Annotated in this window: 23 protein-coding genes and 1 pseudogene; 10 read left to right on the top strand and 14 right to left on the bottom strand. The window is 64.1% G+C overall.

The window, feature by feature from the left end:
* Window positions 1–6: 6 nt before the first annotated feature.
* Together BLR26_RS22865 and BLR26_RS22860 are read right to left on the bottom strand one after the other, a co-directional pair.
* Entirely contained in the window at window positions 7–372 is a 366-nt protein-coding gene (locus tag BLR26_RS22865) for a YbaN family protein (RefSeq protein ID WP_045200076.1), read from the bottom strand.
* A 10-nt stretch (window positions 373–382) separates the two neighbouring features.
* The gene (locus BLR26_RS22860) at window positions 383–970 is read right to left on the bottom strand and encodes a UPF0149 family protein (RefSeq protein ID WP_045200079.1); all 588 of its coding nucleotides are present in this window, start codon (window positions 968–970) and stop codon (window positions 383–385) included.
* Window positions 971–1,215: 245 nt separating this feature from the next.
* Here BLR26_RS22860 and recQ point away from each other — a divergent pair, with 245 nt between their 5' ends.
* Complete coding sequence (gene recQ, locus BLR26_RS22855) at window positions 1,216–3,354, top strand: DNA helicase RecQ (RefSeq protein ID WP_045200081.1); 2,139 nt, start codon at window positions 1,216–1,218, stop codon at window positions 3,352–3,354.
* Window positions 3,355–3,472: 118 nt separating this feature from the next.
* On the top strand, window positions 3,473–3,907 hold the full coding sequence (locus BLR26_RS22850) for a MarR family transcriptional regulator (RefSeq protein ID WP_045200083.1): 435 nt from the start codon (window positions 3,473–3,475) through the stop codon (window positions 3,905–3,907).
* Between the two features lie 6 nt (window positions 3,908–3,913).
* On the opposite strand, the gene BLR26_RS22845 is transcribed toward BLR26_RS22850, so the two are convergent.
* Window positions 3,914–6,103 carry a patatin-like phospholipase family protein gene (locus tag BLR26_RS22845; RefSeq protein ID WP_093385855.1) on the bottom strand — a complete coding sequence of 730 codons (2,190 nt, stop codon included), beginning with the start codon at window positions 6,101–6,103 and terminating at the stop codon, window positions 3,914–3,916.
* A 70-nt stretch (window positions 6,104–6,173) separates the two neighbouring features.
* On the opposite strand from BLR26_RS22845, the gene BLR26_RS22840 reads away from it, so the two are divergent.
* The gene (locus tag BLR26_RS22840; protein WP_045200087.1) at window positions 6,174–6,458 is read left to right on the top strand and encodes an Rdx family protein; all 285 of its coding nucleotides are present in this window, start codon (window positions 6,174–6,176) and stop codon (window positions 6,456–6,458) included.
* A gap of 3 nt (window positions 6,459–6,461) precedes the next feature.
* On the opposite strand, the gene BLR26_RS22835 is transcribed toward BLR26_RS22840, so the two are convergent.
* Window positions 6,462–7,346 carry a DMT family transporter gene (locus BLR26_RS22835; protein WP_093385851.1) on the bottom strand — a complete coding sequence of 295 codons (885 nt, stop codon included), beginning with the start codon at window positions 7,344–7,346 and terminating at the stop codon, window positions 6,462–6,464.
* Between the two features lie 78 nt (window positions 7,347–7,424).
* The gene (locus BLR26_RS22830) at window positions 7,425–8,189 is read right to left on the bottom strand and encodes an AraC family transcriptional regulator (protein ID WP_093385847.1); all 765 of its coding nucleotides are present in this window, start codon (window positions 8,187–8,189) and stop codon (window positions 7,425–7,427) included.
* A 135-nt stretch (window positions 8,190–8,324) separates the two neighbouring features.
* Here BLR26_RS22830 and BLR26_RS22825 point away from each other — a divergent pair, with 135 nt between their 5' ends.
* Window positions 8,325–9,164: a UDP-2,3-diacylglucosamine diphosphatase gene (locus BLR26_RS22825; RefSeq protein WP_093385843.1), complete on the top strand. Its 840-nt coding sequence runs from the start codon at window positions 8,325–8,327 to the stop codon at window positions 9,162–9,164.
* Here the strand turns inward: BLR26_RS22825 and BLR26_RS22820 are convergent.
* Window positions 9,138–9,731, bottom strand: a complete 594-nt coding sequence (locus tag BLR26_RS22820; RefSeq protein ID WP_093385838.1) for an HD domain-containing protein — start codon at window positions 9,729–9,731, stop codon at window positions 9,138–9,140. The genes BLR26_RS22825 and BLR26_RS22820 overlap by 27 nt on opposite strands.
* 96 nt (window positions 9,732–9,827) lie before the next feature.
* Entirely contained in the window at window positions 9,828–10,139 is a 312-nt protein-coding gene (locus tag BLR26_RS22815; protein ID WP_093385834.1) for an Mpo1-like protein, read from the bottom strand.
* Window positions 10,140–10,300: 161 nt separating this feature from the next.
* Here BLR26_RS22815 and BLR26_RS22810 point away from each other — a divergent pair, with 161 nt between their 5' ends.
* Window positions 10,301–11,380: an AraC family transcriptional regulator gene (locus tag BLR26_RS22810; RefSeq protein ID WP_045200099.1), complete on the top strand. Its 1,080-nt coding sequence runs from the start codon at window positions 10,301–10,303 to the stop codon at window positions 11,378–11,380.
* Here the strand turns inward: BLR26_RS22810 and BLR26_RS22805 are convergent.
* Complete coding sequence (locus BLR26_RS22805) at window positions 11,337–12,791, bottom strand: TrkH family potassium uptake protein (protein ID WP_093385829.1); 1,455 nt, start codon at window positions 12,789–12,791, stop codon at window positions 11,337–11,339. The genes BLR26_RS22810 and BLR26_RS22805 overlap by 44 nt on opposite strands.
* Window positions 12,792–12,891: 100 nt before the next feature.
* Between BLR26_RS22805 and BLR26_RS22800 the strand changes: the two genes are divergently transcribed.
* Complete coding sequence (locus BLR26_RS22800) at window positions 12,892–13,446, top strand: nitroreductase family protein (protein WP_093385824.1); 555 nt, start codon at window positions 12,892–12,894, stop codon at window positions 13,444–13,446.
* 86 nt (window positions 13,447–13,532) lie between these two features.
* On the opposite strand, the gene BLR26_RS22795 is transcribed toward BLR26_RS22800, so the two are convergent.
* The 6 genes from BLR26_RS22795 to BLR26_RS22770 form a co-directional block, all read right to left on the bottom strand.
* Window positions 13,533–14,867: a sensor histidine kinase gene (locus BLR26_RS22795; RefSeq protein WP_045200105.1), complete on the bottom strand. Its 1,335-nt coding sequence runs from the start codon at window positions 14,865–14,867 to the stop codon at window positions 13,533–13,535.
* A gap of 63 nt (window positions 14,868–14,930) precedes the next feature.
* Complete coding sequence (locus tag BLR26_RS22790) at window positions 14,931–15,347, bottom strand: Spy/CpxP family protein refolding chaperone (RefSeq protein WP_045200107.1); 417 nt, start codon at window positions 15,345–15,347, stop codon at window positions 14,931–14,933.
* 119 nt (window positions 15,348–15,466) lie between these two features.
* Complete coding sequence (locus BLR26_RS22785; RefSeq protein ID WP_045200109.1) at window positions 15,467–16,144, bottom strand: response regulator transcription factor; 678 nt, start codon at window positions 16,142–16,144, stop codon at window positions 15,467–15,469.
* A gap of 7 nt (window positions 16,145–16,151) precedes the next feature.
* Window positions 16,152–16,556 carry an SH3 domain-containing protein gene (locus BLR26_RS22780; protein WP_045200111.1) on the bottom strand — a complete coding sequence of 135 codons (405 nt, stop codon included), beginning with the start codon at window positions 16,554–16,556 and terminating at the stop codon, window positions 16,152–16,154.
* A 121-nt stretch (window positions 16,557–16,677) separates the two neighbouring features.
* A complete protein-coding gene (locus BLR26_RS22775; RefSeq protein ID WP_093385819.1) occupies window positions 16,678–16,977 on the bottom strand; it encodes a YciI family protein in 300 nt (99 codons plus the stop codon).
* 1 nt (window position 16,978) lies between these two features.
* Window positions 16,979–17,587 (bottom strand): septation protein A, encoded by a 609-nt coding sequence (locus BLR26_RS22770; protein WP_218124492.1) that lies wholly within the window; start codon window positions 17,585–17,587, stop codon window positions 16,979–16,981.
* 66 nt (window positions 17,588–17,653) lie between these two features.
* On the opposite strand from BLR26_RS22770, the gene BLR26_RS22765 reads away from it, so the two are divergent.
* The 4 genes and pseudogenes from BLR26_RS22765 to scpB all read left to right on the top strand — a co-directional run.
* Window positions 17,654–18,517: a PHP domain-containing protein gene (locus tag BLR26_RS22765; RefSeq protein ID WP_045200118.1), complete on the top strand. Its 864-nt coding sequence runs from the start codon at window positions 17,654–17,656 to the stop codon at window positions 18,515–18,517.
* A gap of 13 nt (window positions 18,518–18,530) precedes the next feature.
* Window positions 18,531–19,160 carry an L-threonylcarbamoyladenylate synthase gene (locus BLR26_RS22760; protein WP_045200120.1) on the top strand — a complete coding sequence of 210 codons (630 nt, stop codon included), beginning with the start codon at window positions 18,531–18,533 and terminating at the stop codon, window positions 19,158–19,160.
* A 128-nt stretch (window positions 19,161–19,288) separates the two neighbouring features.
* Complete coding sequence (locus BLR26_RS22755) at window positions 19,289–19,987, top strand: segregation and condensation protein A (RefSeq protein ID WP_176794340.1); 699 nt, start codon at window positions 19,289–19,291, stop codon at window positions 19,985–19,987.
* A 15-nt stretch (window positions 19,988–20,002) separates the two neighbouring features.
* Window positions 20,003–20,761: pseudogene (gene scpB / locus BLR26_RS22750) on the top strand (SMC-Scp complex subunit ScpB); the annotation flags it as partial.
* Window positions 20,762–20,878 lie beyond the last annotated feature (117 nt).

The raw sequence follows: 20,878 nt of genomic DNA, 5'->3' as shown, positions 1-20,878 counted from the left end.
GCAGTCTCAGGACGGGCGCCGCAGGGTTTTTTGCCGCAGGATGTAAATGCTCACCAGCACCGCGCTGGTGAGCATGAACCCCCGCGCCCAGATCAGCGGCACCAGGTAGCAGGACAAACCGATGCTCAGCCACATCAGGCCGATGGCGTAGACCTTGCCTTTGAGGGGAATGCCTTCGCCACTGAGGTAGTCACGAATCCACGGCCCGAGCTTGGGGTGGTTGACCAGCCAGTGGTGAAAGCGCGGCGAGCTGCGCGCAAAGCACGCAGCAGCCAGGAGCAGGAACGGGGTGGTCGGCAGTACCGGCAGGAAGATCCCGATCACCCCCAGCGCGACGCTGAGCCAGCCGATGGCCAGCAGCAGGTAGCGCATGGACGCCGACTCAGTGGTGGCGAGGCTTGAGCAGGGCTGGCTTCTCGTCCGGCGCGTGCAGCAGCAGGTACAGCGCGGTCAGGGCTTCAGGGATCTGCACGATCATGTCGTCCTGCAGGTTGGCGTCCTTGGCGATGTCTTCGAATTCTGGCTGTTCATCGAACAGGCCGGAACCGACCATGATCGGCAGGAGCATCTCGCTGACTTCGTCTTCAGCGGTCTCGAACCAGGCCTCTTCGCGCATGAACACGCCTTCCATGAAGCCGATGCACCAGCCGCGCAGGTCGGAGTCGTCCGGGTCTTCACCCAGGTCGAGGTCGCACGGCAGTTCGAATTCCTCGTCGCTGGCCAGCTGGCGGGCAACGTGGGCTTTGAGCTGGATCAGCGTGGCTTCGATCTCTTCACGCTGGGCGTCGTCCTTGTAATGCGGCTCTTCGGCGAACAGGGCGTCGATCCATTCGCGCTCGGGAACCTCTTCGGCACCGATCGACAGCGCGGTCAGGAAACCGTGGGCGGCCACGTAGTCGAGCGCCTCTTCATGCAGCTCGTCGGCGTCGAGGAAGGCTTGCAGGCGGGTCAGTTGCTCGGCGAAGGACATTACGGGGCTACCTTGGGAATAAACGATACTGAATTCTAGCACCTTGCAGCGCAAACGAGGCAAAGGAAGACGTCTATCGCAGAGCATCCTGCTAGGCCGCAGGCTCCGGTATAATGCCCGGCTTTTATCCCAGGGCCCTTGTAACTCGGGGGTCGGGTAAAAGCCGCTTACGCATTTTCGGGTGTCGCCAGCGGATTTTTCGTCCAGCCTGTGCCCAGGATGGTTCTGCGATTTTTGGAGTTTTTATGCTCGAACAGGCTCAGCGCGTCCTCAAGGACATCTTCGGTTACGACAGTTTTCGGGGTCGCCAGGGCGCGATCATCGAATGCGTGGCCAAGGGTGGCGATGCGCTGGTCCTGATGCCCACCGGCGGCGGCAAGTCGCTGTGCTTCCAGGTCCCGGCCCTGTTGCGCCCTGGCCTGGCGGTGGTGGTATCGCCGTTGATCGCGCTGATGGACGACCAGGTGGCGACCCTCGACGAATTGGGCGTGGCCGCCGCTTCGTTGAACTCGACCCTCAGCGCCGAGCAGCAACGCGAACTGGCCGGGCGTATCCGCCGCGGCGAAGTGAAGATGCTCTACCTGGCTCCCGAGCGCCTGGTGCAGCCGCGCATGCTCGATTTCCTGCGTACCCTCGACATCGCCCTGTTTGCCATCGACGAGGCCCACTGTGTGTCGCAGTGGGGCCATGACTTCCGTCCCGAGTACCTGCAACTGGGGCAACTGGCCGAGCTGTTCCCCAACGTGCCGCGCATTGCCCTGACCGCCACCGCGGACATGCGCACCCGTGAAGAGATCGTCACCCGCCTGCACCTGCAGAACGCCGAGCGCTTCCTGTCGAGCTTCGACCGGCCGAACATCTTCTACCGCATCGTGCCCAAGGAGCAGCCGCGCAAGCAGTTGCTGGCGTTCCTCGGCGAGCGGCGCGGCAACGCCGGTATCGTCTACTGCCTGTCGCGCAAGAAGGTCGACGACGTCGCCGCCTACCTGTGCGAGCAGGGCTTCCCGGCCTTGCCTTACCATGCCGGCCTGCCTGCCGAGACCCGCGCCTCCAACCAGCGGCGCTTTCTCAACGAGGAAGGCCTGATCATGGTCGCCACCATTGCCTTCGGCATGGGCATCGACAAGCCCAACGTACGCTTCGTTGCTCACCTCGACCTGCCCAAGTCGCTCGAGGCCTACTACCAGGAAACAGGCCGCGCCGGTCGTGACGGCCTGCCTGCCGATGCCTGGATGGCCTACGGCCTGCAGGACATGGTAATGCTCAAGCAGATGCTGCAAAACTCTGAAGGCGACGAGCGCCACAAGCGCATCGAGCAACACAAGCTCGATGCCATGCTCGCCTTGTGTGAAGAAACCCGCTGCCGCCGCCAGACCCTGCTCAACTACTTCGACGAAGAGTTGCCGCAGCCGTGCGGCCACTGCGACAACTGCATCGATGGCGTGCAGACCTGGGATGCCACCGAGCCTGCGCGCCAGGCGCTGTCGGCGGTGTACCGTACCGGTCAGCGTTATGGCGTCGGCCACCTGGTGGATGTGCTGCTGGGCCGCGATAACGAAAAGATCCGCAATTTCGGCCACGAGAAACTGGCCGTGTACGGCGTTGGCAAGGACCGCTCCGAGCACGACTGGCGTTCGCTGTTCCGCCAGTTGGTCGCCCGCGGCCTGGCCGACATCGACCTCGAAGGCTACGGCGGCCTGCGCCTGTCCGACACGTGCCGGCCGTTGCTGCGCGGTGAAGTCAGCCTCGAGCTGCGTAAAGATCTCAAGCCACAAACCAGCAGCAAGGGTGGCAGCAGCAGTGGCGGCAGCCCGGCCAGCCAGCTGGTGCGTGGCGAAGAGCGCGAACAATGGGAAGCCCTGCGTGCGTTGCGCCGCAAGCTGGCCGAAGAACATGGCGTGCCGCCGTATGTGATCTTCCCCGATTCGACCCTGCTGGAGATGCTGCGCAGCCAGCCCACCAGCCTCAGCGAGATGGGCCGGGTCAGCGGCGTCGGTGCGCGCAAGCTCGAGCGTTACGGCGAAGCCTTCCTCGAAGTGCTGGGTGGCGGCGTCGAAGCGCCAAAGATCGTCACCGACCTGCGCCACGAACTGGTCAGCCTGGCCCGCGCCGGCATGACTCCGATGCAGATCGCCGGGCAGCTGAACTGCAGCGAAAAGAACGTCTACAGCCTGCTTGCCGAGGCCATTGGCCGCCAGGAGCTGTCGCTGGACCAGGCCCTGGACCTGCCGGAAGACCTGCTGGGCGAAGTTCAGGATGCCTTCCTCGATGGTGAAGGCGAGTTGCCGCCGGTGTCGGCGATTGCCGAGCAGTTTGGCGGGCGAGTGCCCGAAGGTGTTTTGTATTGCGTACGGGCCGCGCTGGCTGCCGAATTCGAGATGTAAAACCGGCCTTGTCATCATTTATAACGATTATCGAAGCACCGCCAGCCGTATGAGCCTTGCCTGCGGCTCACGGTCATGGTTAGCTGACTAATAATTAGTTCTGATGATGAGTTTCTCTATGCCGTTGACCGACCAACACAAATTCGGGATGCAGCTGGCACACATGTCCCGCGGCTGGCGCGCCGAACTGGATCGCCGCCTGGCCGGGCTGAACCTGTCCCAGGCCCGCTGGCTGGTGCTGCTGCACCTGGCTCGTTTCGACGAGGCGCCGACCCAGCGCGAGCTGGCCCAGAGTGTCGGCGTCGAGGGGCCGACCCTGGCCCGCTTGCTCGATAGCCTGGAAACCCAGGGGCTGGTGCGCCGTCAGGCGGTGCTCGAAGACCGACGGGCGAAAAAAATCCTCCTCTGCCCACCGGCCAAGCCTTTGATCGACCAGATCGAAACCATTGCCAACGCCTTGCGCGCCGAGCTGTTCGTCGGTGTTGACGAAGAGGACATGCGCATTTGCATGCGCGTCCATGCGCGGATCCTGGCCAACCTGGAAAAGTCCTGATCCTGCTCAGAAGGTGTGACCCAGGTTCAGGTACATCGCCTTCTGATTCTCGCTGTTGGCCCCGTAGCTGAAGTTCAGCGGCCCCAGGGGCGTCTCGAAACCGACGAAGATGCTGGCTGCATTGATGTAGCCACTGTCGAACTCGTTGTCGTTGTTCCAGGCCCGGCCGCGCTCCAGCGAACCGCCCAGGTACAACGGGAAGTCCAGCGGCAGGTAGGCGCGTGGGGTCAGGCGGCGGTAGTAGACCACGCGCATCAGGCTGACGTTTTGCCCGGATACCGAATCCTGGCGAAAGCCCGACAGCTGCCGGGCGCCGCCGAGCACGAAGCTTGAGGTGACCACTTCGGCATCATCCAGGGTCCTGCCGTAGCGCCCGCCTACCACCCAGGTGTTGGGGCCGCTGCTCATGGCCTTGTCGATGTTCAAGTCCCACTGCCGGTAGCGCTGGTCCGAGCCCAGGTTCGGGTCGTACTGGCGCAAAGTCAGGTTGATGTCTTCGCCGCTGTGGGGGAAGTAGACGTTGTCGAGGCTGTCGAACGAGTACTTGAGTTCGTAGAAGCCTTCGTTGAAGTTGACCTTGGGCAGGTCCTGGTCGCCGATGCGCACCTCGGCCTGGCCCCAGGCCTGGCCGACGCCAAAGCGCACTTCGCCGTTGTTGCCGATCTGCCGACCGAGGTTGAGACCGAAGCCATAGCGCTCCAGACGGTATTCGGCAATCGGGTCGTCGTCCAGGGTCGCCTCGATGTTTTGCGAGCCGAGGTCAATGTATGGCGCGATGAAATAGCGCGAGCCGGCATCCAGCGGCTGGTAGAACTCGCTGTACAGCTCTTGCTGGTCGCCGATCTGCGCGCGGGTCAGCCATTCGGCGCCGAGGGAGTTGATGCCGTTGACCCGGTAGCTGGCACCGATGTTGAAGGCGCTGTCGCCGCGCATGTCGTCCGACAGGTTCAGGCCCAGGCGCAGGTAGTCGGTGCCGCCGCGACGGCCACGGGCGTTGATCACCAGGGTGTTGTCGTCACCCGTGTGCACTACCCGGTACTGGACCCGGTCGAAGTAGTCGAGGCCGTACAGGGTGCCCATGTCGGTCTGCAGGCGGCCCAGTTCCAGTGGCTCGCCGATGGGTTGGCGAATGTAGTAGCGGATCACGTCGTCGCTGACTTTCGAATCGTTCTCGATGCGGATCGCGGTGATCACCGGTGTGCGCTGGCTCGGCGAGCGTGCGGCCAGCAGCTCGCCGTCGCTGGCCTGCGGGCGCTTGAGCACCGCCAGGCGTGCGTCCAAAGCGCGGGCGGCGCGGTAGCCGGCGTCGATCATGTCCTGGGCTCGGCCGAAATCGGTGACGCCAAAACTCGACAGCGGTGGCTGGATGAGAATGTCGTCGCGGTGCAGCGCTGCCAGTTGCTCTTCGGAGTTGCGTCGGGTCATCAGGGTGATCGACTGGTTGAGCACATCGACCACGGTTGCCAGCTGCTTGCGGCTGCGCAGCGGGGTGCCGATGTCGACGACGATGGCCACGTCCACACCCATCTCGCGCGCGACGTCCAGGGGAATGTTGTCGACCATGCCGCCATCGACCAGTAGCCGGCCATCGATCTCGACCGGGGCGAACACCGCCGGGATCGACATGCTGGCGCGAATCACCTGGGGCAGGTGGCCACGACGGAATACCACCTTTTCGCCGCTGGCGATGTCGGTGGCCACGGCGCGGAAGGGAATCGGCAGCTTGTCGAAGTCGCGGGTGTCGCTGGTGTGGGCGAGCATGCTTTCCAGCAGCAGCGACAGGTTCTGGCCCTGGATCACCCCCAGCGGCAGGCCCAGGCTGCCGTCGTCGCGAAAGCTGAGCTTTTGTTTGACGAGAAAGTCGCGGTCATCCTGCTTGCGCCGAAACGGCACGTCCTTGCGCGGCGGCGCGTCGGACAGCGCCTGCTGCCAGTCGATGTTGAGGGCGAGCTTTTCCAGTTCGTCGATCTTGTAGCCGGAGGCGTACAGGCCGCCGACCACCGCGCCCATGCTGGTGCCGGCAATCGCATCGACCTTGATGCCCTGTTCTTCCAGGGCCTTGAGCACGCCGATATGGGCCAGGCCACGGGCAGCACCGCCGGAGAGCACCAGGCCGACTTTCGGTCGGGGCGCTTCGGCGGCCAGCAGCGGGAAGCAAACGAACATCAGCAGCAGGGATAACAGCAGGCGGTGCATCATGACTCTCGGAGCGAAGGCTAAAGACCGCTAGTATAAGCGCGCCCACCTGTCAGGAGACCTTCAGTGTATGTCCGCGCATAAACCGGAAATTGTCATTACCTACTGCACCCAGTGCCAATGGCTGCTGCGTGCCGCCTGGCTGGCCCAGGAACTGCTGAGCACCTTCAGTGACGATCTGGCGCGGGTGGCCCTTGAACCCGCCACCGGTGGCTCCTTCCGTATTACCTGCGACGGCGTGCAGATCTGGGAGCGCAAGGCCGATGGCGGCTTCCCTGAAGCCAAGGTGCTCAAGCAGCGCGTGCGCGACCAGATCGACCCGCAGCGTGATCTGGGTCACAACGACCGGCCCTGACCCTCAGCCCTCGGCGACCGCCGCCTTGCCTACTTGATTGCCGGCCGCCAGGCGGCTGGAAATGACGATGGCGAGAATGATCAGCACACCGCCCATAAGCATGCGCAAAGTCGGGGTTTCGGCGAAGATCAACCACGCCATGGCGATGCCGTAGACCGGCTCCAGAGCAAACACCACGGCAGCGGTGCGCGCCTTGATCACCGCCAGGCTGGCGACGAACAGGCTGTGGGCGACGCCGGTACAGAACACCCCGAGCAGGCCGATCCACAGCCAGTCCATGGCGCTGACGCTGCCCAGCGCCGGCGCGGCCACCGGCAACAGGCACAGGGCGACCACGGCGTTCTGGCACAGTGCCGCCTGCACCGCCGGGATGCGCCCGGAGCCTGCACGGTTGGTCAATGACAGCAGTGAAAACAGCAGGCCTGACAGCAGCGACCAAAGCAGGCCGCCGGTGGCCTGGCTGGCCAGGTCGAAGTCCGGGGTTACCAGCACCAGGCCGATGCTCACCAGCAGCACCAGGACGATCTCGTTGGTGCGGATGCGCTCGCGAAACAGCAGGCCTTCAAGGATCACGGTAAAGGCCGGGAAGCTGGCAAAGCCGAGGGTGGCGATGGCGACACCGGCGACTTTCACCGAAATGAAAAAGCTCACCCAGTGCCCGGCCAGCAGTACGCCGCCGAGCAGCAGGCGGCGCCAGTCCTGGGCCTGCAGGGGCTGCCAGGCCTTGCGCGCAAAGCCTGCGAACACGGCCAATGCCAGCACGGCAAAAGCGGCTCGGCCGAAGACGATGATCGCCGGCGCGGCGCTGGCCAGTTTGCCGAATACGCCGGTCAGGCCGAAAAACAGTGCGCCGATGTGCAGGGCGCCGAGGGCAGTGCGGTGATTCATGGTGGTCCTTGTCAGAGAGCAGGGCAGCGGCGCCAGTTTACGGGGGCGGCGCTGGCGCTGTCTGTCGCGGTCCTCGCGTCAATTGTCGGCACAATCGCGGCGCAAGGCACCAGGCGTGCGGCCAAACGCCTTGAGCATGGCGGCGGCAAAGGCGCTTTGCGAGCTGTAGCCGACCTGGCAGGCGATATCGCCGATCGGCAAGCGGGTATCGCGTAGTAGCTGCCGCGCGCGTAGCAGGCGACGCTGGCGTACATAGTCCATGGGCGTGACCCCGCATTCAGCCATGAACCGCGCATGCAGGCGCGCGCTGGATAGCCCGGCCAGGCGCGCCAGGTCGGCCACCTGCAGCGGGTAGGCGGCGTTCTGCTCGATATGCGCATCGAAGCGGGCATAGGGCAGTGAGGTTGTCGGCGCAACGGGCGCCGCGCCGCCGTTCAGGCTGGCCAGCAGCAACACTGCACCTTGCTGGGCGATTAGCGGATCGTTGATCGGGCTGGCCGCCAGCCAGTCGACCAGTTGCTGCTGACGATGGTCCAGGTTCAATGGCCCGGCCCGTTCGAGCAGGCGCTGGCTGGCGTCCAGGTGCGCACCCAGGCTCTGGCCCAGCCAGTTGTCGAGCGGGACGTCCAGCACCAGGCAATCGCTACCGACGGTACTGCCGCAGGTGTGATGGCGGCCAGCCGGGACCACCATCAGGTCCTGGCGGTCCAGCTGCGCGCCGCGGCCCTCGACCTCGAATTCCAGGCGCCCGCGCAGGCCGAACACCAGTTGCGGGTGGTCGTGGCTATGGGCGATCAGGTCGTGGCGATAATGGCGCAGGGAAAGTATCGGGGCGCGGCTCATCGAAGGCTCCTCCGGCAATCGCAGCAGTGTACAGGCAAGCAGGCGGGCCGGGCATGTCATCAGACCGACACCGGGCGGTCATGTTCGATTCACCGCTGCTTGGCAAGCTGGCGCAAACCTTCCCGGAGCCTGCCGATGACCCGTGCCGAGCTTGCCAGACCCTCGCGCAAACAGCGCGTGCGTACCTTGTGGATCTCGGACGTGCACCTGGGCACCCGGGATTGCCAGGCCGAACACCTGTCGCAGTTTCTCAAGGGTTACCAGGCCGATCGCATCTACCTGGTCGGCGACATCATCGACGGCTGGAAGCTGCGCGGCGGCATGTACTGGCCCCAGGCGCACACCAACGTGATCCGCCGCCTGCTGACCATGAGCAAGCGCGGCACCGAGGTGATCTACGTGACCGGCAACCATGACGAGTTCCTGCGTCGCTACTCCAAGCTGGTGCTGGGCAATATCCAGTTGGTCGACCAGGCCGAGCACCTGACCGCCGATGGCCGGCGCCTGCTGGTGATTCATGGCGACCAGTTCGACGTGATCACCCGTTATCACCGCTGGCTGGCGTTCCTCGGCGATTCGGCCTACGAATTCATCCTGACCCTCAACCGCTGGCTCAACCACTGGCGTGCGCGCTATGGCTACGGTTATTGGTCGCTGTCGGCGTACCTCAAGCACAAGGTCAAGAGTGCAGTCAGCTTCATCAGCGACTTTGAGGAGGCCATCGCCCATGAGTGCGTCAAACGCGGCTTTCATGGCGTGGTTTGCGGGCACATTCACCATGCCGAGATCCGCAAGGTCGGCGAGGTGGATTACCTCAACTGCGGTGATTGGGTCGAGTCGTGCACGGCACTGATCGAGCACTGGGACGGCAGCATCGAGCTTTATCGCCTGGCCGACGCCCAGGCCGAAGCCGCCCGGCGCCAGGCCGGGCTGGAGGAACTGGTGGATTCAGGCAGTGGCGGCGGGTTGCTCTAGCGCGGCCTTGTAGATCGACTGCCGGGGCTTGGCGAACAGGCGCTGCAGCATCGGCTCGAAGAAGCTCAGGGGCAGGCTGTCGTAGCCCGGATCGAAGGCGGCGGCATCGTAGCGGGCACAGAACTCGATGGTTTGCTGGAATTGCGGATGGCCCTGGAATTGCTCGCGCAGGTGCCGGTCCATGCCCAGGTGATGGAAAAAGTAGTAGCCCTGGAACACCCCGTGTTTTTCCACCATCCACAGGTTTTCCGGGCTGATGAACGGCTTGAGGATGGCGGCGGCGATGTCCGGGTGGTTATAGCTGCCGAGGGTGTCGCCGATGTCGTGCAGCAGCGCGCAGACCACGTACTCTTCATCGCGCCCGTCACGCCAGGCGCGGCTGGCGGTTTGCAGGGAGTGGCTCAGGCGGTCGATGGGAAAGCCGCCGAAGTCACCATCGAGCAGCCGCAGGTGCGCCAGGATGCGATCGGCCAGCTGGCTGGCGTAGGCCCTGAAATCCTCGGCGATGATTGCCCAGTCCTGCTCGGTACCGTCCTGCATGTGGTTAAAGCGGGCTTGCTGGTTCATCGGCGCTCCGAAACGCGGGGTTTCAGGGCACTCTACCTGTACCGTTGGTCGGGGCAGTGGCCGCATGGGACGGGTTTCTGACCTTGCGGGCCGAAATCAGAAGCTGACCTTGCCGCGCAGCATGTCGCGGTACATGGCGAAGTCGCCAATCAGGCTGTACAGCGGGTGCTTGAAGGTGGCGGGGCGGTTTTTCTCGAAGAAGAAGTGCCCGACCCAGGCAAAGCCGTAACCGGCAAAGGGCAGGGCCAGCAGCAGCAACCAGTTGCCGCTGCCCAGGGCAAAGGCGAGTACGGCGATGACCAGGCTGGTACCGACGAAATGCAGGCGCCGGCAGGTGGGATTACTGTGCTCACCCAGGTAATAAGGGTAGAACTCGGCAAAACTGCGAAATTGCTGAGGGCTGTTCACGACACTGCTCCAGAGTCTGGTCAATCTGACGAAGATACACGGCGTGGAGCCTGATCTGAGTCTAGAGTGAGTAACACTACAGAGCAGTGACAATAGGCGCCAATTGAGTATCCTTTGAGATCGCCGCAGGAGCGGCTTGTCGGTAACAAAAGAAGCCAGCCATGAGCGAAAGAACCACGTCAGCAAGCTGGGCATCAGGGATCGTCAAGGCACTTGAACTGGAAGGGCTCGATTGCCGTGCCATGTTCAAGCAACTTGGCCTGGATTTCACCGCGCTGGACGATCCCGACGCACGCTTCACCCAGGACTCCATGACCCGCCTGTGGCAGTTGGCGGTCGACCTTTCCGGCAACCAGGCGATTGGCCTGAACATGGCGCGGGTGGTACGCCCGGCGTCCTTTCATGTGGTCGGCTACGCGCTGATGTCGAGCCGCACCCTGGCCGAAGGTTTCGAGCGGCTGGTGCGCTATCAGCGGATCATCGCCGAAAGCTCCGACCTGAGTTTTCGCCTTGAGCCCGACGGCTATGCGTTGATTCTGACCGTGCATGGCGATCACCTGCCACCCACCCGGCACAGTGCCGAAGCCTCGCTGGCCTGCGCCCTGGCGCTATGCAGCTGGCTCAGCGGGCGGGTGATCCAGCCGCGTCGGGTGCTGGTCCAGGGGCCGCAGCCCAAGGACTTGGGCCCTTACAAGACCGCATTCCATGCCCCGCTGGTGTTCAGCGCACCCTACGATGCGCTGGTGTTCGAGCGCGCTGATATGGAGGCGCCGCTGCCGACGGCCAACGAGGCCATGGCCACCTTGCACGACCGCTTTGCTGGCGAATACCTGGCGCGCTTCTCGGAAAGCCGGGTTACCCATCGTGCGCGCCAGGTGTTGTGCCGGGTTTTGCCCCAGGGCGAGCCCAAGCGCGAAACCATCGCCCAGGCCCTGCACCTGTCGCAGCGCACCTTGCAGCGGCGCTTGCAGGAAGAGGGCACGAGCTTTCAGACGCTGCTGGACGATACCCGCCGCGAGCTTGCCGAGCAGTACCTGGCGCAAGCCAACATGACCCTGCTGGAGGCTGCCTATCTTCTGGGTTTCGCCGACCCGAGCAATTTTTTCAGGGCGTTTCGCCGCTGGTTCGATGTCACCCCTGGCGAGTACCGGGCGCGCTTGAACGGGGCCGTGGTGGCCCCGGTAGAGGATCCGCCGGTCAGTGACGCCAGAACGCCGGCATACATAGCACCAGCACCGTAATGATCTCCAGACGCCCGAGCAGCATGCCGAAGGCCAGAATCCACTTGGCCGCATCCGGTAGGGTGGCGAAGTTGCCGGCCGGGCCGATGGTTTCGCCCAGGCCCGGGCCGACGCCCGATACGGTGCTGGCGGCGCCGGTCAGGGCGGTCATCCAGTCGACACCCAGCAGCGACAGGGCCAGGGCGATGACGCAGATGGTGATGGCGAAGAAGAACGAGAAGGTCAGGATCGAACGCACGATCTCTTCATCGAGGCGGTGGCCGTTGTACTTCTGCTTGATCACCGCCCGGGGGTGAATCAGCTGGTTCAAGTTGGCCTTGAGCAGGATGTAGGCCACCTGGAAGCGGAAAATCTTGATGCCGCCAGCGGTCGAACCCGAGCAGCCGCCGACAAAACCCAGGTAGAAGAACAGCATCAGCGAGAAATTGCCCCACAGGCTGTAGTCGCCCAGGGCGAAGCCGGTGGTGGTGACCACCGAGGTGACGTTCAGGGCCACGTGGCGCAGGGCGTCGAGCCAGTGCAGGTTGGTGGTGGCCCAGTACCAGGTGCCAAGCACCAGCCAGGTCGCCACCAGCATCGCCAACAGGCCCTGGACCTGCTGGTCCTTGATCAGCGCCTTGCGGTTGCCGCGGATGGTCGCCACGTACAGGGCGAACGGCAAGCTGCCGAGGATCATCACCACCACCGCTACCCAATGCACCGCCGGTATGTCCCACTTGGCCAGGGACTGGTCGGAGGTAGAGAAACCGCCGGTGGAAATCGCCGACATGGCGTGGTTGATCGCGTCGAAGGCGTTCATACCCGCCAGCCAGAAGGCCAGGGCGCCGAGGGTGGTGATGCCGATGTACACCAGCACGATCGACTTGGCGACCATGTGCGAGCGTGGCATGACCTTCTCGGAACGGTCCGAGGACTCGGTCTGGAACAGGCGCATGCCGCCGATGCGCAGCAGCGGCAGGATCGCCACGGCCATGGCGATAAAGCCGATACCGCCGAGCCAGTGCAGCAGCGAGCGCCACATCAGGATACCCGGCGACATGCTGTCGAGGCCGCTGAGTACGGTGGCGCCGGTGGCGGTAATGCCGGACATGCTTTCGAAAAAGGCGTCGGTGTAGCTGATGTGCTGGGTCAGCAGGAACGGCAGGGCGGCGAAGATGCACACCACCAGCCAGCTGCTGACCGTCAGCAGGTACATGTCGCGCGGGCGCAGGTGCACGTGCTCGGGGCGGCCCTGGATGACCAGGGCCAGGCCTGCGATAAAGGTGATCATGCTGGCCCACAGGAACGACGGCAGGTCGCCCGTGCGGTCGAAGATCACCAGGGTGGCCATGGGCACGACCATGCTGATCGCCAGGGTGATCAGGAAGATGCCGATGATGAAACCAATGATCCTTAAGGTCGGCAACGCCATGTGATCTGCTCTGACTCAAAACGGAAGGGCGCCATTCTACCTATGGACCTTTTTAAGTAAACGCTAGAATAGCCCGACATTTATCTACAAGGGGTAGCCAATGGAGGCTCTCGACGCATTGCTCAACCGGGTTTCGGTTCCACGTCTGCTGGATCCGGCACCCAATACCGCACAACGCGAGGCGCTGTTTCAGGCCGCCCTGCGGGCACCGGACCACGGCCAGCTGCGGCCCTGGCGCTTCCTGACGGTCGAGGGCGAGGCGCGGGCCAAGCTCGGCGAACTGCTCGCCGAAGCGGTCAAACTCAATGGCGAGACCGGCCAGGCGGCGCTGGACAAGGCCCGGGCCATGCCGTTGCGGGCGCCGTTGCTGGTGGTTGTGGTTGCGCGGCTGCAGGATCACTTCAAGGTGCCGCAGTCCGAGCAACGCCTGGCGGCCGGTTGCGCGGCCCACGGAATTTTGCTCGCGGCTCATGCCCAGGGTATTGGTGCGGTATGGCGTACCGGTGAGCTTTCGTACAGCAAGCATGTGGCCAAGGAATTGGGGCTGGCGAGCAACGAAGAGATCATCGCCTTCCTGTACCTGGGTACTCCACAAAATGAACCGCGCACCGCACCGGTGCTGGCGACGGCTGATTTTGTCAGTGCCTGGGAGTAGCAGCGGGGGGTAGGGCCTCATCGCGGGGCAAGTCGAGGCGTCGCACCGCCGCTCCCACAATGTAGGAGCGGGCTTGCCCCCCGAAGCTATATTGAGTCAGGCCTTGCCAGTGGCAACTCTAGCGTGGCAACAAACCCGCCCTGGGGATGATTGCCCAGGCTCAAGCTGCCGCCATGGCGCTCCGCCGCCTTGCGCGCAATGGCCAACCCCAGGCCATGGCCAGCGGCACTTTGCCCGGGCGCCCGGTAGAACGGCTCGCCCAGCTGCGCCAGGTGCTCTGCGGCCACTCCCGGGCCATGGTCACGCACACTCAGCACAATCTTGTCGCTTTCGCGCACCCCGGTGATTTCAATCGGCTGCCCGGCCGGGTTGAAGCGCACGGCATTGCGCAGCAGGTTATCCAGCGCCCGTTCCAGCAGCGTCGGCCAGCCTTGCAGGTTGAGCCCGGGTTCATGCTGCAGCAGGATCTCCTGCTCCGGCGCGCCCAGTTGCGCGTCCTTGTGCACGGCGGCCAGCAGGGCATCAAGGTCCACCGGTTCGGCCCGTGCCTGTTCGGCATCGACCCGGGCCAGCACCAGGATCTCACTGATCAGCGCTTCGAGGCGGTCGCATTCGCGGGTCAGGCGCGGCCACAGGGCCTGGCGCTGCTCGGGTTCGGCGCGTTCGGCCAGGGCCAGGGCGATACGCAGGCGTGCCAGCGGCGAGCGCAGTTCATGGGAAACGTCACGCAATAGCTGGCGCTGGCTGCCGATCAGGCTCTGCAGCCGCGCACCCATGCGGTTGAAGTCGTTGGCCAGTACGCCGAACTCGTCACGGCGGTTGGCCAGGCGCGCCAGGCTGTTCTGCTGGTAGGTAGTTTGCCCCAGGTCATGCACGGCGCCGCGCAAGCGGCTCAGCGGGCGGGTGATCGACAGGGTCACCAGCAGGCTGAACAGGGTCAGCACCACCAGGGCGATGCCTAGGGCGCTCAACGGCCAGAGCAGGCTGTCGCGGTGCCAGGCATCCAGTTCCGGGTGCGGGATGCGATAGATCAGCAGGTAGGTCTCGCCGCTGTCGGGGCTGGTGTATTCCTCGGTCAGGCGGCGCCACGGCAGGCGCCGGTCGTCGTTGTGGCGGCGCGCCTCGAAGGCGGCGGCGCGGCGCGGGAAGGTGCCGGGCACGACGGCGTCGCCACTGTCGTTGAGCACTTGCACATCGATGTTGTAGCGGCGCTTGCGGTGTTCGAGGTAATGCTGGGCGTATTCCGGCCCTTGCTGTTCATAGCGCTGGGTCCAGTTCTTGGCCAGGGTATTGAGGCCCGGGTGGCGGCTGAGAATCCAGGCGTCCTGGTTCAGCATGTGCCCGAGCAGGATCGACAGCCCGGCAACCAGGGCGATGGCTAGCCAGAAACTGGCCAGGATGCGCCAGAACAATGAACGCAAAAGAGGCACCTCTAACGGAAAAAGCCCGGCCTGCTGGGGCAGGCCGGGCGGGTGGCTGACAGCTTACTGGGCCTTGTTGGCTTTTTCAGCTTTCCAGGCTTTGAACTCGGCCCATTCGGCGCGGCGTTCATCCTGCTTTTTCTTCATTTCGTCGAACTGTTTTTGCTGTTCGGGTTTGAGCAGGGCGCGAATCTCGGCCTGGGTCTTGTCCTTCTTGGCCTTGAGCTCGTCTTTCAGGGCCTTCTGGTCAGCGGCCGGGAGTTTTTCCAGGTAGCGCTGGGTGATTTCCTGACGGCTTTTCATCTGCTCGCCCATCAGCTTGCCGATCTGCTGGCGCTGTTCGCGGCTCAGGTCCAGCTGGGCGAAAGGCGCTCCACCGCGGTGGTGCTCGCCGTGGCGCGGGCCGCCGGCATCTGGCATGGCCATGGCAACGGTGGGCAGAGCAGCGGCGAACATCAGGGCGATAAGGGTCTTGCGCATGGTGACTCTCCTTTCTGAGGCCGGTCGTTACCGGATGTGCCCAGTCTAGGGAGATCAAGGTCAGCGGCGGTCAGGCAAGGGTAAAGCTTGGGTAAAGATGCCTGCGCGCCGTGCTGACATTACAGGCTGTAGTAGTAGCCGCGGCTGCGCAGGGCGACGATGCGCGGGCGGCCATCGGCGTGCGGGCCGATCTTCTTGCGCAGGTTGCTGACGTGCATGTCCAGGCTGCGGTCGTACAGGGTCAGCTTGCGGCCCAGGGCGATCTGCGCCAGTTCCTGCTTGTCCAGCGGCTCGCCGGGCTGGCGCAGCAGGGCTTCGAGGATGCGGCTCTCGGAGAGGGTCAGGGCCAGCTCTTGCTCGTCGATGCTGACCACGCCGCGGGCCGGGCTGAAGCACAGGTCGCCGATTTCCACCTGGCTCGGCGTCGCGTTGGGGTGGCTGCGGCGCAGCACGGCGCGCAGGCGGGCGGTGAGTTCACGCGGGTCGCAAGGTTTGGCCAGGTAGTCGTCGGCGCCCAGCTCCAGGCCGAGAATCCGGTCCAGCGGCTCACCACGGGCCGAGAGCATCAGCACCGGCAGTTCGGCGTGTTCGCTGCGCAGCTGCTTGAGCAGCTCAAGACCGCTGCCGTCGGGCAGCATCACGTCCAGCACGACGGCGGCCGGCGCCTGTTCGGCCAGCGCCTTGCGGGCGCTGTGGCCATCGTGGCAGGCACGTACCACGAAACCTTCCTGGGTCAGCCAGCTGCCGAGCAGCTCGCAGAGTTCCTGGTCATCATCAATCAGTAACAGCTCGCTCATGACTCACTCAATTCAACCATTGCCGACGCTTTCTGTGTCCGCCACTGGCAAAGATACCGCAGAGTGCTGCAAACAGGGCAACTGCGCCACCAATCAGGAACCATTGTTGCTGCTCGGTGATGAGTTTCGGCGCGGCGCTGGCCTGCAATTCCTTGAGTGCCAGCTTCAGTTTCTGGTTTTCCTGGCGCAGACGGGTGAGCTGGGCGCTTTCGCGTTCGCTGTCGGCGTTGTGCAGTTGCTGGACCAGGGTTTCGCGCAGGCGCTCGCTTTCTTTGAGGCGCTGTTGCAGCTCGGTGATCTGGCTGCCGGCACTGAGCGACAGCGGGGTGCTGGAGCCGCTGGGCTCTTCAGCCTGGGCCAATGGGGTCAGCAGCAACAGGCACAGCAGCAGGGACAACGGACCTTGACGCATCGGAACTCCTGATTCCATTGGATGGTTCAGGAGGTTGTCGGCCATCGGGCGAGAATAATGAGCATTTGCCAAGAGAAAGCTGCAAGGGGCGGTGTGCCGGCTTGGCCACCGCCCTGCGGCATTACGGCAGGACTTGCTTGAACGGCTTGACGATGACGTTGGCGTAGACGCCGGCGGCAATGTACGGATCGGCGTCGGCCCAGGCCTGGGCGGCGCTGAGCGAGTCGAATTCGGCGACGATCAGGCTGCCGGTGAACCCGGCGGCGCCTGGGTCGTTGCTGTCAACGGCCGGGTGCGGGCCGGCCAGTACCACGCGGCCTTGCTCCTTGAGCTGCTGCAGGCGTTCGATATGCGCCGGGCGCGCGGCCAGGCGTTGTTCCAGCGAATCGGCTACGTCTGTGGCAATGATGGCGTAAAGCATGTCATTCCTCGTGCTTGGGAGTGGAAGGCGGAGTGCTCGGGTCGCTGTCGTGCAGGTGGCGCGACAAGTAGATACCCTGGGCCACCAGGAACAGCACGGTCATGCCCAGGCTGCCGAACACCTTGAAGTCGACCCAGAAGCTCTGGAAGGTGAAGGCAACGAACAGATTGGCCGCGCCACAGAACAGGAAAAAGCCGATCCAGGCGATGTTCAGGCGCGTCCATACCGGCTCCGGCAGGGTCAGGGCGTGGCCCATGATGCGCTTGATCAGCACCCGGTCGCCGATGAAGTGGCTGCCGGTGAAGGCCAGGGCGAACAGCCAGTTGACCACCGGCGCCTTCCATTTGAGGAAGGTTTCGCTGTGGAAGGCCAGGGTCAGGCCGCCGAACACCAGGCAGGCCACCAGGGTCAGCCACTGGCCTTTCTCCAGCTTGCGTTGGCGAAGGAACAGGGCGCCGTAGACCACCAGCGAGCTGATGATCAGCATCGCCGTGGCGCTGTAGATGCCGCCCAGTTCGAAGGTGTGCCCGGCGAATTCGACGGCACGCGGTTCAAGCTTGTAGACGATGAAGAACAGGAGCAGCGGGATGAAATCGATGAATTGTTTCACAATGGCAGCCAGAAGCAGGATGTGACGGCATAATAACAAACATCAATGACAGCGAAAGCGCCACCTATGAATGTTGATCTGCACTGCCACAGTACGGCCTCCGACGGCGCCTTGTCGCCAACGGTTCTGGTCGCCCGGGCCCATGAGCACGGCGTGCGGATGCTCTCGCTGACCGACCATGACACCCTCGAAGGCCAGCTCGAAGCCCGCGCCGCCACCCAGGCCCTGGACATGCACTGGGTCAGCGGCATCGAGCTGTCGTGCACCTGGGGCGGGGCGACCATTCACGTGCTGGGCTACAACTTCCCCCTCGACGCCGCGCCGTTGCAGGCCGCCGTCGAGTCGCTGCACCGTGGTCGCTGGTTGCGTTCGGAAGAAATCGACCGACGGTTGGCACTCAAGGGCATGAAGGGCGCGCTCGACGGCGCGCGGGCCATCCAGCAGGAACTGGGCGACAGCGGCAATGCCCCGGCGCGCCCGCATTTTGCCGAGTACCTGGTGCGCGCAGGCTATGTAAAAGACCGCGCCGAGGCGTTTCGCAAGTGGCTGGGGGCCGGCAAGCTGGGCGACGTGAAGCTGCACTGGCCAACCCTGGAGGAGACCGTCGAGACGTTGCGCCAGTCCGATGCCTGGGTCAGCCTGGCCCACCCGATGCACTACGATTTAACCCGCAGCAAGCGCCGCCGGCTGATTGCCGACTATATTCAAGCAGGCGGGCAGGCGCTGGAAGTGGTCAACGGCATGATGCCGGCCGAACAGGTAGGCACTCTGTCGATCCTGGCCCGTGAATTCGGTCTGCTGGCCAGTGCCGGCAGTGATTTCCATGGCCCTGGCACCTGGGGCGAGATCGGTGTCTACCGGCCATTGCCAGAGGACCTGCCACCACTGTGGCGCCGATTCAAACATGAGCAGCCTATCGCGGCAGTCTGAACAGGAAGAGAACGTGAGTCAGTTTTTCCAGATTCATGCGGAAAACCCGCAACCGCGCCTGATCAAACAGGCCGTCGAAATCATCCGCAAGGGCGGCGTGGTGGTTTATCCCACCGACTCCTCCTACGCCATGGGTTGCCAGATCGGCGACAAGAATGCCGTTGAACGGGTTCGCCGCCTGCGTCAGCTGGACAAGAACCACAACTTCACCCTGATCTGCTGCGACCTGTCGCAAATGGGCCTGTTCGCCAAGATCGACACCGCCACCTTTCGCTTGCTCAAGGCCCATGTACCGGGGCCGTACACCTTCATCCTCAACGCCACCCGCGAAGTGCCGCGCCTGCTGCTGCACGAAAAGCGCCGCACCATCGGCCTGCGCGTGCCGTCCAACCCGATTGCCCTGGCCCTGCTCGAAGAGCTCGGCGAGCCGCTGATGAGCGTCAGCCTGATCATGCCCGGCGAAGACCAGCCGATGACCGATCCCTACGAGATTCGCCAGGCCCTGGAGCACCACGTCGACCTGATCGTCGATGGCGGCTTTGGTGACCTGAAGGCCTCGACCGTGATCAACCTGGCGGGCGATGAGCCGGAAGTGATCCGCGTCGGTTGCGGCGACCCTGCGCCGTTCATGGTCGAAGCGTGAGCCAGGCGACCACCCCCGAAGCCAGTATCGACCCGCAAGCAGGCGCCCAGCAGGAACTGCCGCTGGTGCTGGTGTATGGCGAAGCCATGACCGAGATGCCGGTGGACCTGTACATTCCGCCGGATGCCCTGGAAGTGTTTCTGGAGGCCTTCGAAGGGCCTCTGGATTTACTGCTGTACCTGATTCGCAAGCAGAACGTCGACATCCTCGACATCCCGGTGGCGGAAATCACCCGCCAGTACATGGGCTACGTCGAGCTGATGAAGACCGTGCGCCTTGAGCTGGCCGCCGAGTACCTGGTGATGGCGGCGATGCTCGCCGAGATCAAGTCACGGATGCTGCTGCCGCGTTCGGCCGAGGTCGAGGAAGAAGAGGCCGACCCGCGTGCCAAACTGATCCGCCGCCTGCAGGAGTACGAGCGCTTCAAGGCCGCCGCCGAAGGCATCGACGGCCTTAGCCGGGTCGGCCGCGAGGTCATCGTGCCGCGCCTGGACGCGCCGCAGGCCAAGGTGCGCAAGCTGTTGCCCGAGGTCAGCCTGGAAGAGCTGCTGGTGTCGATGGCCGAGGTGCTGCGCCGGGGTGATCTGTTCGAAAGCCACCAGGTCAGCCGTGAGGCGTTGTCGACCCGCGAGCGCATGAGCGAAGTGCTTGAGCGCCTCAGGGGCGGCGGCTTCGTGCCCTTCGTCGAGCTGTTCAGCGCCGAGGAAGGCAAGCTCGGGGTGGTGGTGACCTTCATGGCGATTCTCGAACTGGTCAAGGAATCCTTGATCGAACTGGTGCAAAATGAGCCCTTTGCGCCGATCCATGTCCGCGCCCGCGCCGAGTAACAACTGAGCAAGCCCATGAACCTGAACGAACCGCGCGACCTGGCGCCCCTGCTCGAGGCCTTTTTGCTGGCCTCGGGCAAACCGCAATCCCTTGAGCGCCTGTACGAATTGTTCGAGGAAGCCGAGCGCCCGGAACCTGCGGTGTTCAAGAAGGCCCTGGAGGTGCTGCGCAAGTCCTGCAATGGCCGCGCCTTCGAGCTCAAGGAGGTGGCCTCGGGTTACCGCCTGCAGATCCGCGAAGACTACGCACCCTGGGTCGGCCGGCTGTGGGAAGAGCGCCCGCAGCGCTACTCCCGGGCCCTGCTGGAGACCATGGCGCTGATCGCCTACCGCCAGCCCATCACCCGCGGCGAGATCGAGGACGTGCGCGGTGTGGCGGTCAACACCAACATCATCAAGACCCTGCTCGAGCGCGAGTGGATCCGCATCGTCGGCTACCGTGAAGTGCCGGGTAAACCGGCGATGTTCGCCACCACCAAGGCCTTTCTCGACCACTTCAACCTGAAGAACCTCGATGACCTGCCGCCGCTGGCCGAGTTGCGCGAGATGGAGCCTGAGCCCGAACCGGTACTGGAACTGGACGATGCCCCGGTACCGGCGCACCTGCAGGCCCTGGCCGATGCCAGTGCCGAGCCGCAAGAGCCCCAGGAAGAAACCAGCTTCCGCAGCCTGTTGACCGAACTGGACGCCATGGAAGAAGGGCTCAAGACCGATTTCGATGACCTGGTCGACGACACCCAGGTGGATCTGGACGACGAGCCGTTGGCAACCGAACCGCAGACGCCGCATCAGTAACCCTGGCCTTCGGGCGGATAGACCCGGCAACTTTTGCAATTTCGGCTAGTCTCAGGTGCGTTCACGTCGCGATCAGCGTATGATTCGCGACCCTTT

Origin of the sequence: Pseudomonas sp. UC 17F4 (assembly GCF_900101695.1) — a bacterium.
GTDB lineage: Bacteria > Pseudomonadota > Gammaproteobacteria > Pseudomonadales > Pseudomonadaceae > Aquipseudomonas.
The sequence above is the reverse complement of the archived record's forward strand: the minus strand, read 5'-3'. Positions and strand labels throughout refer to the sequence as shown.